The sequence below is a fragment of the Arthrobacter endolithicus genome, assembly GCF_026627425.1.
Lineage (GTDB): Bacteria > Actinomycetota > Actinomycetes > Actinomycetales > Micrococcaceae > Arthrobacter_M.
This window is the reverse complement of sequence record NZ_JAPNLH010000036.1, coordinates 1-11,823: the sequence shown is the minus strand read 5'-3', so window position 1 is coordinate 11,823 and position 11,823 is coordinate 1. Positions and strand designations below refer to the sequence as shown.

Annotated in this window: 13 protein-coding genes; 8 read left to right on the top strand and 5 right to left on the bottom strand. The window is 61.7% G+C overall.

Annotated elements, in window-relative coordinates; genetic code table 11:
* The coding region (locus OS914_RS17670; RefSeq protein ID WP_420713994.1) for an HNH endonuclease at window positions 1–420 on the top strand (420 nt) is incomplete at its 5' end.
* Between the two features lie 104 nt (window positions 421–524).
* Here OS914_RS17670 and OS914_RS17665 read toward each other — a convergent pair.
* Window positions 525–914, bottom strand: coding sequence for a DUF1622 domain-containing protein (locus OS914_RS17665; protein WP_267547372.1), 390 nt, complete (start codon window positions 912–914; stop codon window positions 525–527).
* 102 nt (window positions 915–1,016) lie between these two features.
* Between OS914_RS17665 and OS914_RS17660 the strand changes: the two genes are divergently transcribed.
* On the top strand, window positions 1,017–4,415 hold the full coding sequence (locus tag OS914_RS17660; RefSeq protein ID WP_267547371.1) for a DEAD/DEAH box helicase: 3,399 nt from the start codon (window positions 1,017–1,019) through the stop codon (window positions 4,413–4,415).
* A gap of 24 nt (window positions 4,416–4,439) precedes the next feature.
* On the opposite strand, the gene OS914_RS17655 is transcribed toward OS914_RS17660, so the two are convergent.
* The 4 genes from OS914_RS17655 to dnaK all read right to left on the bottom strand — a co-directional run bounded on the left by OS914_RS17655 (window position 4,440) and on the right by dnaK (window position 8,516).
* Entirely contained in the window at window positions 4,440–4,877 is a 438-nt protein-coding gene (locus tag OS914_RS17655; protein WP_267547370.1) for a heat shock protein transcriptional repressor HspR, read from the bottom strand.
* 53 nt (window positions 4,878–4,930) lie between these two features.
* Window positions 4,931–5,926 (bottom strand): DnaJ C-terminal domain-containing protein, encoded by a 996-nt coding sequence (locus OS914_RS17650; RefSeq protein WP_267547369.1) that lies wholly within the window; start codon window positions 5,924–5,926, stop codon window positions 4,931–4,933.
* 89 nt (window positions 5,927–6,015) lie between these two features.
* A complete protein-coding gene (locus tag OS914_RS17645; RefSeq protein ID WP_267547368.1) occupies window positions 6,016–6,648 on the bottom strand; it encodes a nucleotide exchange factor GrpE in 633 nt (210 codons plus the stop codon).
* Window positions 6,649–6,650: 2 nt separating this feature from the next.
* Complete coding sequence (dnaK, locus tag OS914_RS17640; protein WP_267547367.1) at window positions 6,651–8,516, bottom strand: molecular chaperone DnaK; 1,866 nt, start codon at window positions 8,514–8,516, stop codon at window positions 6,651–6,653.
* 269 nt (window positions 8,517–8,785) lie between these two features.
* Here dnaK and OS914_RS17635 point away from each other — a divergent pair, with 269 nt between their 5' ends.
* The 6 genes from OS914_RS17635 to OS914_RS18355 all read left to right on the top strand — a co-directional run.
* Window positions 8,786–9,604 (top strand): methyltransferase domain-containing protein, encoded by an 819-nt coding sequence (locus tag OS914_RS17635; RefSeq protein ID WP_267547366.1) that lies wholly within the window; start codon window positions 8,786–8,788, stop codon window positions 9,602–9,604.
* A 153-nt stretch (window positions 9,605–9,757) separates the two neighbouring features.
* Window positions 9,758–10,054 (top strand): type II toxin-antitoxin system Phd/YefM family antitoxin, encoded by a 297-nt coding sequence (locus OS914_RS17630; RefSeq protein ID WP_267547365.1) that lies wholly within the window; start codon window positions 9,758–9,760, stop codon window positions 10,052–10,054.
* Entirely contained in the window at window positions 10,003–10,401 is a 399-nt protein-coding gene (locus OS914_RS17625; protein ID WP_267547364.1) for a type II toxin-antitoxin system VapC family toxin, read from the top strand. Before OS914_RS17630 ends, OS914_RS17625 begins: the two co-directional genes overlap by 52 nt.
* A gap of 56 nt (window positions 10,402–10,457) precedes the next feature.
* The gene (locus tag OS914_RS17620) at window positions 10,458–10,991 is read left to right on the top strand and encodes a GNAT family N-acetyltransferase (RefSeq protein ID WP_267547363.1); all 534 of its coding nucleotides are present in this window, start codon (window positions 10,458–10,460) and stop codon (window positions 10,989–10,991) included.
* 31 nt (window positions 10,992–11,022) lie between these two features.
* The gene (locus tag OS914_RS17615) at window positions 11,023–11,640 is read left to right on the top strand and encodes a LysE family transporter (protein ID WP_267547362.1); all 618 of its coding nucleotides are present in this window, start codon (window positions 11,023–11,025) and stop codon (window positions 11,638–11,640) included.
* A 56-nt stretch (window positions 11,641–11,696) separates the two neighbouring features.
* Window positions 11,697–11,823: helix-turn-helix domain-containing protein (locus OS914_RS18355; RefSeq protein ID WP_420713967.1), on the top strand; the 127-nt coding region annotated here is incomplete at its 3' end.

Sequence of the window (11,823 nt, the reverse complement as noted above, 5' to 3'; positions counted from 1 at the left end):
TCCAAAAAACGGCTCTTCCCGCCCGGGCTACGCAGATTCATCATCACCCGAGACCAAACCTGCCGGACCCCCTGGTGCGACGCCCCGATCCGGCACATCGACCACATCATCCCCCACCACAACCAACGAAAAAACAAAAACCATAGAAAAGACGGAAAGGACGGGCCCTGCGGAAACCACGTAACCGGGCCCGGCGGCGGACAGACCAGCGAACCCAACGGCCAAGGCCTCTGCGAACGCTGCAACTACCGCAAAGAAACCCCCGGCTGGACCTCCACCCCACCACCCCGAACCCCACCCGGAAACCCGCCCGGAACAAGCCCGGCAACCGGAACACCGCCACGACACACCGTCGTGACCACCACACCCCTGGGTTTCACCTACACCTCCACAGCACCGCGGCTACCGGGGACACACTAGGTCCCCGCTGCCGACTCGGGATCAAGTTTTCAGCCCGACAGGACGCCCCGGTAGCTCCACGACTCTCAATCTGAGGTCGTATACGAGATTCCGGCAGCGCGTGCTTACGCGGGCGAACCATCAGCAGACCCGACTGGGCGGGGAAGTTTCTGCCAGGGCCAGCGGCCGGTAATTTCCAGCTCCAGCGAGAAACTGAGAAACGTTCGAATTATCACAATGACGGCAAGTACACCGACGCTGGTGAACGTGGGAGTGACGGCGACTGTACGGATGATATCCGCAGCAACCAAAAGCTCGAGACCCAGCAATATGGACCTACCGAGCAATTGGCGATAAGCCGTATATAAGGTAACGGAGGCCATGGCCGGCGTACCCTTGGGACGGTGCCCGCGCAGAGCCAACGGGAGAGAAATGACAGCGCCAGAAATCATAACGGCCACCCCGGCAGCGTCAAGGTACTGGCCAGCAGCTTCAATCAGATGCTGAAAATTCATAGTGGTCCTCTCAATCCCCGGTGCTGGTTCCCCCAGCCGCCTAAGATTGAACAGTAAAGCTCTGACCAACAGAAGCCAAAATACCTGTAGGAAGTCTATTCAGTGACGTTTCACCCCACCGGCTCACCCGAGCTGGTTACCCGGGCGCCCAGTATTGACGAACTTTCAGCTGCGGCCGGATTCGATTATTTCCGGGCTGGCCGCGTCATCGGGATCGGATTCGAGCCGGGTTCCGGGCTGCTCCGGGGAAAAATATCCGGGCCTGCCGAGTTCAGCGCAACCGCCAAGCTTGTCCATGGGGTGAGCGGAACCTGGCAGTGCACAGTAGGCATCTGCAACTGCCCTCTCCGACAGAACTGCAAGCACGTCGCGGCGCTTCTTTTCGCCGCCGAGGCAGACCCGAAGATCGGCGCTGTTCTGGGTACGCACAGCCCTTCTTCGCATCGCACCGCTGCCGCACCCGATGCCACAGATTCCAATGGATGGGAAAGAGCCCTGCAGGGTCTCCTCCCGCCGACAGCCAGTAAGACGAATGATGACCGTCCCCGGCTGGCTTTGCAGTTTGAGATCGAAGAACCCAACGCATTGCCGTCGAGCTCCCGCCTGCCGCACGTCGACGGGCCCGGTGGCAAATGGACGGCGGCTCCCCAGCTGCAGGTCCGTCCGGTGGCCTTGGGAGCCAAAGGCAAGTGGCTGCGCAGCGGCATCAGTTGGAGCACGCTCAATTACCTGAACTTTGGCCGCAAATTCAATGAAAGCCACCTCGAGTGGCTACTGGAATTCCTCGGCTCGCACTCCCCCGCCACCCACCATCAGAACGCAGCGTCTCCCTGGCTTTCACTGAACACGTACGCCGGGAAGAATCTGTGGATCCTGCTCTCCGATGCCAAGGACATCGGTCTGCAACTGCTCAACAGCCACGGTCCCATGGAGCCCATTCATGTCCTGCAGGATCCTGCTGCCGTCCAACTGGACCTCAGCCGGGCGGACGACGGCGGCCTGGACCTGGGTGGGCTTGTCACCGTTGCCGGACAGCGTCTCGAGCCGGGCGTCATCGGCTCCATTGGTCGCCCGGCTCACGGGTTGTTTTACGCCGATGACGGGCTCCTGCCCGATGCCGCTGCACCCTATGCCGATGATGCGGTGAATTCTGGTCGTATCACCCTCGTCCCGCTTGCCTCTTCGACCTCTGTGCATCTGCTTGACTTCGTGACGGCAGGTTTGCAGGTCCGCATCCCGGCCCGCGACGAGGAACGGTTCCTGACGCAGTTTTACCCGCAGCTGAAGCGATCCGCCGAGGTCGTTTCCGCGGATCGTTCAATTGAGCTGCCTTCCTACACGGCACCGGTGCTCTCGCTGCTGGCCAACTTCGGGCGGGACCATAGTCTTCGCCTGCGCTGGGAATGGCAATATGCCGCCGGCGCCAATGTAAGCGCTCAGCCGCTGTGGGGCGGAGAAGATGATGCAGCTTCACGGGATGAAGCAGCGGAGGCCCGGATTGTGGCGGCAGTTGGGGAACCTTGGACTCTGCTGCCGGCCTTGGCCGAGTCCTCGGATAATCCGTGGGGTGAACCAAGGCTGGCCGGGTCCGTGACCCTCCAAGGGCTGGACACTCTGGTCTTTGCCGAGCAGGTCCTCCCTGTACTGAGGCTGGTTCCTGAGGTAGAAGTTAAGACTGCCGGGGACATTGCCGCCTATCACGAGGCCTCCGAGGCGCCGGTGATTAGCATTTCCACGACAGCAACCGGCGACCGTGACTGGTTTGATCTGGGTATCGTCATCACCCTCGAAGGTGAGCCGGTACCTTTCTCCGATGTTTTCTCCGCGTTGGCAGCGGGTCATACGCGCATGCTGCTGCCCAGCGGAGCACATTTTTCTTTGGATCTACCGGAACTCCACAAGCTGCGGGACCTGATTGACGAGGCCCGTGGGCTGCAGGACGCTGCAGGCGGCGAGTTGACCATCAGCCGCTTTCAGGCCGGTCTTTGGGACGAGCTCGCGCAGTTAGGCATTGTCGACCAGCAGGCAGCCCAGTGGAGAAGCGCCATCGAAGGGCTCTTACGCGGCGGCGCAACCAGGTCTTTGCCGGCCCCGGATTCCCTTAACGCCACTCTTCGCCCGTACCAGCTGGAGGGCTACAACTGGCTCAGTTTTCTGTACAACAAGGGCCTGGGCGGGGTTCTGGCCGATGACATGGGATTGGGAAAGACGGTTCAGACCTTGGCATTGTTCTGCGCCGCTAAGGCCAATAACCCCGCGGGCGCGCCGTTCCTGGTCGTGGCGCCCACCAGTGTGGTGGGCAACTGGCGGACCGAAGCTCTCCGCTTTGCCCCCGGATTGCGCACCGTCGCTGTTGGTGAGACGTTCAGCAAGAGCGGGCTGAATCCTGTGGAATTTTTCGCTGGAGCGGACATTGTGGTGACCTCATATGCCCTGTTCCGGATCGATTTCGATGCCTATGCTACGCAGTCCTGGGCGGGACTGATCCTCGACGAGGCCCAGTTCGTGAAGAATCACCAGTCCAAGGCTTACCAATGCGGGCGAAAGCTGAATGCCCCGTTCAAACTCGCCGTCACCGGCACACCCCTGGAAAACAATCTGATGGAACTATGGGCGCTGACCTCAATCGTTGCCCCCGGACTGTTCCCCAGCCCGAAGCGATTCACCGAGTTCTACCAGAGGCCCATTGAAAAGGCGGGAAACTCCGAGCTGCTTGCCAAGTTAAAGTCGCGGGTTCGGCCGCTCATGTTGCGCCGAACCAAGGAACAGGTCATCGGCGACCTTCCGCCCAAGCAGGAGCAGGTGCTGGAGGTGATTCTCAATCCGCGGCACCAAAAGGTGTATCAAACCCATCTGCAGCGTGAACGGCAGAAGGTTCTCGGTCTGCTCGATGACGTGAACAAGAACCGCTTCACGATCTTCCAATCCCTTACTCTGCTGCGACAGCTCAGCTTGGACGCTTCATTGGTGGACGAGAATCTGGATGGCATCCGTTCCAGCAAACTTGACGTACTTTTTGAGCAGTTGGAGGACGTTCTCGAGGAGGGTCACCGTGCGCTGATTTTCAGCCAGTTCACCGGCTTTCTCAATAAGGTCCGGCAGCGGCTGCAGGCGCAGGGAACCGACTTCTGCTATTTGGACGGCGGCACCCGCAACCGCTCCGCCGTCGTCGAGGATTTCAAGCGTGGCACTGCACCGTTGTTTCTGATTAGCCTCAAAGCCGGCGGGTTCGGGCTGAACCTCACCGAGGCGGACTACGTTTTCATTCTGGATCCGTGGTGGAATCCGGCGTCCGAGGCGCAGGCCGTGGACCGCACGCACCGGATTGGTCAGGAGAAAAACGTCATGGTCTACCGACTTGTAGCCAAGGACACCATCGAAGAAAAGGTGATGGCCCTGAAATCCAGGAAGTCCGCGCTCTTCGCCGACGTGATGAGCGGAGATTCACTCTCCGGGGGTGCACTGACGGCCACGGATCTGGCCGGGCTTTTCAGCGAATAAGCCGTGCAGGTGGCGCTAGTGGAGCTAGAGCTGCGGGCGCCAAACGACGACGGCCTGGGACCTTGGGCGCGGCCGCTGCCCTCGGGCCAGCGTCACCACATCTCCTGCGAGGCCGGCGGCGAAAACTCGGGATGCGTCGCGTCCGCGCCAACGCCGGGCGTCGGAGCCAGCGGACGCCAGCTGCTCTGCCATCTCCGCCACTCTGGCCTGCAGCGCGGCCACTTGATTTTCCAGCTCCAGGATACGTTTCACGCCCTCCAGCGAGACGCCCTCCTGGGACAGTCGCTGCACTTCGCGGAGCATATCCACATCATGCTGAGAGTAACGGCGTGAACGGCCGGGGGCCCGGCTAGGAGAAACGATACCGAGCCGGTCGTACTGGCGAAGCGTCTGAGGATGCATTTCCGCCAGTTCGGCCGCCACCGAGATCACGAAGATCGGGGCGCTCGGATCGATCCCCACCGGCTTCTCCTTCCACTCCTTGCAATGACCTGTTTTTCGTTTGCCTTACCGCGTTAAAGCCTGGCTTTTGCGGCGAGTTCGGCGCGCGGATCGCCCTCGGACGTTGCCTGGGCAAATGCCTTGACAGCTTCCTGCGCTTCTTCGTTGAGCTTTTGCGGGACCGTCACATCGATCGTGACCAGTAAGTCGCCAGCCGCCTTCGCCGTCGTCACTCCCTTAGCCTTGACACGCAACGTACGCCCCGAAGGGGTTCCCGCAGGAACCCTGACCTTGACATACTCACCTGTGAGAGTCGGCACCGAGATGTCCGCGCCCAGCGCAGCCTCCGGGAAGGTGACCGGCACATGGATGCGGATGTTATTGCCATCGCGGGTGAAGAACCCATGAGGTTTGACCTGCACCGTGACCATCAGATCACCGGGACCGGCTGCCCCTTGCTGGCCCTTGCCGCGGACCCGAACCTTCTGTCCGTCTTTGATGCCGGCCGGGATCCGCACATCAATGACCTCGCCGGAGGGCTCCCGCAGCCCGATCGTGGTACCCCGAATAGATCCCGCAAAGGAAATCGTGGTGGATGCGGTGCGGTCCGTTCCTTTTGTGGCCGGAGGCTGGTATCCGCCGCCGCCGAATCCTGCGCCGCCCCCGCCAAAGAGGTCAGCGAACTCCGGCGGCAAGCCAGAGGCATCAAATCCCTGTGGACCGGCGCTCCGGGTCCGTCCACCCCCGCCGCGCTGGGCGTTGAAAAGTCCGCCGAAGAGATCATCGAATCCGGCGCCTTGGCCACCTGCCCCGCCTGCACTGAAGCGGGCGCCTCCGCCCATGGCACGGATGGCGTCGTACTGTTCGCGGTCCTCCCGACTGGATAAGACCGAGTAAGCCTCGGAGATATCTTTAAACGTCTTTTCCGCAGCCGCGTTTCCGGGGTTCGTGTCCGGATGATACTTCCGGGCGAGCTTGCGGTACGCCTTCTTGACGTCCGCGTCGGATGCGTCTTTGGAAACGCCGAGGATCTTATAGAAGTCCTTGTCGACCCAATCCTGACTTGCCAAGGCGTCTCCTTATCTAAAAATTCATGAGTCGGCTGGGCAGCAGGTGCCCGAAGAGAGCCTCTCCGTGCACCTGCTGCTCATTCGAGGGGTTAAGCCGGTACGGCCACGATCACCTGGGCTGCGCGGAGCACCCGGTTCTCGGTCCGGTAGCCCGCCCGAAGCACCTGACTGACTGTATCAATATCGAGGCCCTCACCCGGCTGTTGAATCAACGCTTCGTGAACCGTTGGATCGAATGCCACACCGGTTTCGTCGATGCGGGTCAAACCATAGGTTTTCAGCGTATTTTCCAACTTCACAGCGATGGATGCGAAGGGTCCGTCCGTCAGATCGCCATGCTGGCGGGCAGCATCAATGTCGTCCAGGACGGGCAACACCGCATTGAGCACGCCAATCACAGCCATCTCACCGGCCACCGCGCGGTCGCGTTCGACCCGTTTGCGGTAGTTGACATACTCGGCCTGGAGCCGCAGCAAATCGTTCTTCAGTTCTGCGGCCAGCTCGACTGAAGAGCCCTGCGCCACCGAATCCTCGGCCGTGACCTCAACACCATTGAGGATATCCTCCGCCTGGGACAGCGCGTCGCCCTCGGCGCCGCTACCTGCTGCGCCCGCCGCGGCTTCGCCGGTGGAGTCAGCCGGAACCCCCTCCTGGGGGATGGCTGCTGACTCGTCCGGCGACTGATTGCTTACGTTTTCCGCATCGTCACCGTGCTTTGCCATGGTTACTTCTTCTCGTCTTCGTCAATGATCTCGGCGTCAACAATGTCTTCATCGGCGCCAGCGGAGGCGGTTCCCGCATCGGCACCCGCGGCACCGTCGGCGCTCGGAGCCTCCGACTGAGCTGCGGCGTAAATGGCCTCCCCCAGCTTGGACTGCGAAGCCTGCAGCTTTTCGAACGTGCTCTTAACAGCGTCCTCATCGGTGCCGGCCAGTGCTTCCTTGAGGGCGTCGACGTCGGCCGAAACCTCAGTCTTGACGTCCTCGGGCAGCTTGTCGTCATTGTCGGCCAAAACCTTGGCCACCGAGTACTGCAGCTGCTCGGCGCTGTTGCGGATGTCGGCCTGCTCGCGGCGTGCCTTGTCCTCGGATGCGTGCTCTTCGGCTTCGCGGACCATCCGGTCGATGTCTTCCTTTGACAACGAAGATCCACCGGTGATGGTCATGGACTGCTCTGTGCCGGTGCCCTTGTCCTTGGCGGACACATGCACAATACCGTTGGCGTCGATGTCGAAGGTAACCTCAACCTGCGGCACTCCGCGCGGGGCCGGAGCGATTCCGGTCAGCTCGAAGGTACCCAGCGGCTTGTTGTCCCGGGTGAACTCGCGCTCGCCCTGGAACACCTGGATGGACACGGACGGCTGATTGTCATCGGCCGTGGTGAACGTTTCCGAACGCTTGGTCGGGATGGCCGTGTTGCGCTCGATCAGCTTGGTCATCACTCCGCCCTTGGTTTCAATACCCAAGGACAGCGGGGTGACGTCGATCAACAACACGTCCTTGCGCTCGCCCTTCAGGACGCCGGCCTGGAGTGCCGCCCCGACGGCTACAACCTCATCCGGGTTGACACCCTTGTTGGGCTCCTTGCCGCCGGCAAGTTCCTTGACCAGGTCGTAGACGGCCGGCATCCGGGTGGATCCGCCGACTAGCACGATGTGATCGATGTCCGAAACCTTGATGCCGGCTTCCTTGATGACGTCGTGGAACGGCTTCTTGGTGCGCTCCAGCAGATCCGAGGTCAGTTCCTGGAACTTCGCGCGGGTCAGCTGCTCGTCCAGGTGCACCGGACCATCCGCGGTCACGGACAGGTACTGCAGCGAAATGTTGGTGCTGGTCGCGGAGGAGAGCTCCTTCTTGGCCTGCTCGGATGCCTCGCGCAGACGCTGCAGGGCAATCTTGTCCTTGGACAGATCCATGCCCTTGACCTTGAGCTGCTTGAGCAGGTAGTCCACAACGCGCTGATCCCAGTCGTCGCCGCCGAGGCGGTTGTCGCCGGAAGTAGAGCGGACCTGGATCGTGGAGAAATTGTCTTCGTCCTTGCCGACTTCCAGCAGGGAGACGTCGAAAGTTCCGCCGCCGAGGTCGAAGACCAGGATGAGCTCGTCTTCCTTGCCCTTATCCAGGCCGTAGGCCAAGGCGGCCGCGGTTGGCTCGTTGACGATGCGCAGCACGTTCAGGCCCGCGATCTCGCCTGCTTCCTTCGTGGCCTGGCGCTGGGCGTCATTGAAGTACGCCGGTACGGTGACCACGGCGTCGGTGACCTTCTCGCCCAAGTAGCTTTCGGCGTCGTTCTTAAGCTTCATCAGAACGCGCGCGGAAATTTCCTGCGCCGTGTATTTCTTGTCATCGATCCCGACGGTCCAGTCGGTGCCCATGTGGCGCTTGACCGAGAAGATAGTGCGGTCAATGTTATTAACGGCCTGGCGCTTGGCGATTTCCCCGACCAGGACTTCCCCGGTCTTGGAGAACGCGACGACGGACGGGGTGGTGCGGCCGCCCTCGGCATTCGCGATAACGGTAGGCTCGCCGCCTTCGAGTACGGAGACGACGGAGTTCGTGGTTCCGAGGTCAATTCCTACTGCACGTGACATAAGGGCGTTTCCTTTCAGTTTCCGCTGCCGGAGTTTGCCGCCGCCCCCATCCTTCGAGGCCGGCCGACTCCGCTCAACCAGCGGTCCATTGAGCGTTCTGCACTCAACTCTACTCAGGCCGGAATTGATGTCAAATCAAGTTGAGCGTATGGGACTCATGTTGCGCTTTCGGAGAACGGTCGACGGCGGCCCGCGGTCACCGTCGTCCAGTCTTCTCAGTCCTTGAACACCTCTGGCGACTGCGGGCGGCGGCGCGTAATGTCCCCACCATGAGTGAAACTGGACCCGGAAATGACGTCTACACGCATGGCCATCACGAGAGCGTCCTGCGCTCACACGCCGCCCGGACCGCAGCGAACTCCGCCGGCTATCTGCTGCAGCACCTAGCGCCCGGGCTCTCGGTGCTCGACGTGGGCAGCGGACCCGGCACGATCACGGCTGACTTCGCCCGCCTGGTGGCTCCTGCCGCAGTCATCGGACTGGACCGCTCACCCGAGGTGGTGGCCTGGGCGGAGGCGCTGGCCGCAGAGCAGCAACTGGACAACCTATCCTTCCGCGCAGGCAATATCTACGACCTCGATTTCCCTGATGCCCAGTTCGACGTGGTCCATGCGCATCAAGTTCTGCAGCATCTGACCGATCCGGTGGCGGCGCTGCGGGAGATGCGGCGGGTCGCCAGGCCCGGTGGAATCGTGGCCGTCCGGGACGCAGATTTCCATGCCATGGCGTGGTACCCGCAACTGCCCGAACTGGACCATTGGATGGATCTCTACCAAAACGTAGCCCGGCATAACCGCGCGGAGCCGGATGCGGGGCGGCGCCTGCTCAGCTGGGCGCAGACCGCCGGTTTCACGGACATTATGCCGTCATCTGCGAACTGGCTCTATGCCACGGACCAGCAGCGCCAATGGCACGCCGGAGTATGGGCGGACCGCGTTGTCAGTTCCGCTTTCGCGGAACAGGCCCTGGAGTACGGGCTGGCCGATCGCGCCGAGCTGGAGCGGATCTCGGCCGGCTGGCGGGCGTGGGCGCAGGCCCCGGATGGCTGGTTCCTGATTCCGAACGGGGAGATTATCGCCCGGACCTAACATCCCCGGCCAGGTTCCTCCACAGAGACCATTCGGTGCACAGTTGCCCACATTGGCGGGCCGCTTTCTTCCACCGCCGGGGCCATCAGTTAACGTCGACTCATGAGTTAAGAATATCCCGAATGCACTTCTAGCTACGGCCCGGAGCCTTATGTGGCAGAGGTTGATCAAGTAGAGTTGGTCAACATGGGTACGTACAACGTGCAGGACGCAAAAACGCGGTTTTCCGAGCTGCTGAATCTGGTTGCGCGAGGTGAAGACGTTGTCATTGCCAAGGCGGGCAAACCGGTCGCGCGCCTGGTGAAGATCGAGCGCCCTACAAAACGCCGCCTCGGCTTTGTGAGCGGCCGGCTCCCGGATGACTTTCTCAAACCGGCATCAGAGGAGGAACTGCAGCTATGGCAACAACCACTTATCTCCTCGACAGCCACGCCCTCGTCTGGGCGCTGACCGAGCCGCGAAAGCTTTCCGCCAAAACCCGGAGAATCATCCAGTCGATAGATAATGTACTGGTTGCCTCTGCCGCCACAGCCTATGAGCTTTCCTACAAGCACCAGATCGGCCGGCTGCCGGGCCTGGACGCACTCTTCGTCGGATACCGGCGCCATGTTGTGGAACTGACCTCCGAAGAACTGCCCGTCTCCGGATCGCACGCGCTGGAAGCCGGCCGGTTGGACTGGGATCACCGCGACCCCTTCGACCGGCTGATTGCCGCGCAGGCAATGATTGAGGGCATGCCGCTCATTACGGCAGATCCAGTCTTTACCGGTCTCACCGGGCTGGAAGTCATTTGGTAACAGGCCGCCGCTATTGGGCGCGCCAATGGCCGCCCCCCATCCTCTAGGATCGATTGATGAGCTCACTCATCGTTCCGGATGTCCGGTTGCACAAGTCCTGGCTGGAAGGCACCGCAGAGTTTCAGGGTGTCCATCTGGACGGGGCGGGCGCGGAAGCTGTGGGCGCGGAGCAGTGGCCGCTCGCTGAGCTGCGGGATCCGGACACCTTTCGGCGTTTCACCTCTGCACTGATCGCTGACGCACTTCCGGATGCCCAGCGTATGGAGGGCTACGTCCCGTGCACCTACCGGTGGATCGTGGACTCAGACACTTTCCTCGGCTCCATCGCCCTCAGACATGAACTCAATGAATACCTTCTCCAGGAGGGCGGCCACATCGGCTACAGCGTCCGCCCCAGTGCCCGACGGCAGGGACACGCGGCCAGCGCGCTGCGCGGGATCCTGCCGGTCGCCTGGACGCTGGGCATGGACCAGGTGCTGCTGACGTGTGACGAGTCGAACGCCGGCTCGCGGGCAACCATTGAGCGCAATGACGGAGTGTATGAGGACAGCCGCAACGGCAAGCGCCGCTACTGGATCAGCCGCGCGTAAACGCTGGCGGAACTGGCCTTAGGCTAACGGAATGGAATTTTCCCTTTGGCTGGCTCTGCTGGGCGCGGGCGCGATGATCAGCCTGACTCCCGGCGCCGGAGCGATCAACACAATGAGCAATGCGCTGACGGCGGGCTTTCGACGCTCCATTTGGGGAATTTTGGGCCAGCAGCTGGCGCTGATCATTCACATTGCGATCGTTGCCGCCGGCGTCGGATTACTCGTTTCCAGCTCTCCCCTTGCCTTCCGCATCATCCGATATGCCGGCGCCGCCTATCTGATTTATTTGGGCATCCGGAAGATACTGACAAGACCAACCACAAATCCGGAAGACTCTGCGGCTGCCGAGGAGTCCGGCCGTTCCATGTTTCTGCGCGGGTTCTGGGTGAATCTGCTCAACCCCAAGGCCATAGTCTTCTTCCTCGCCTTCATGCCGCAGTTCATCCGGCCGGACGCACCGCTCGCGCCGCAGTACGCCGTTCTGACCGGCACCGTGGTGCTGATCGACGTCGTGGTGATGTGGTTCATTTTTGCCGCCGGAGCCAAGCAGCTGAAACATCTCACGGGCAGCCCCCGCGGCCAGCTGACGCTTAACAGCAGCTTCGGCATACTCTTCATCGCCGTCGGCATCCTGCTGGCTCTGCTCTAACCCTCGGCGGTGTCATACCCTCGAAGCAACAAGTTGGTTGAATAGAGGAGCTGCTGGTGGGGCGTAGGCCGTTGTCGTTTTCGGATCGAGCGGACATCGCTGTGGGGGTCCTGGCTGGTAGGACGGATCGGCAGATCGGGGCTGATCTTGGCCGGCATCATACGATCATTTGGCGGGAACGGC

Bases quoted from the DNA above. Each gene is read 5' to 3' on its own strand.
- OS914_RS17665 (WP_267547372.1), bottom strand. From the start codon at position 914: ATGAATTTTCAGCATCTGATTGAAGCTGCTGGCCAGTACCTTGACGCT.
- OS914_RS17645 (WP_267547368.1), bottom strand. From the start codon at position 6,648: ATGGCAAAGCACGGTGACGATGCGGAAAACGTAAGCAATCAGTCGCCG.
- dnaK (WP_267547367.1), bottom strand. From the start codon at position 8,516: ATGTCACGTGCAGTAGGAATTGACCTCGGAACCACGAACTCCGTCGTC.
- OS914_RS17635 (WP_267547366.1), top strand. From the start codon at position 8,786: ATGAGTGAAACTGGACCCGGAAATGACGTCTACACGCATGGCCATCAC.
- OS914_RS17625 (WP_267547364.1), top strand. From the start codon at position 10,003: ATGGCAACAACCACTTATCTCCTCGACAGCCACGCCCTCGTCTGGGCG.
- OS914_RS17620 (WP_267547363.1), top strand. From the start codon at position 10,458: ATGAGCTCACTCATCGTTCCGGATGTCCGGTTGCACAAGTCCTGGCTG.
- OS914_RS17615 (WP_267547362.1), top strand. From the start codon at position 11,023: ATGGAATTTTCCCTTTGGCTGGCTCTGCTGGGCGCGGGCGCGATGATC.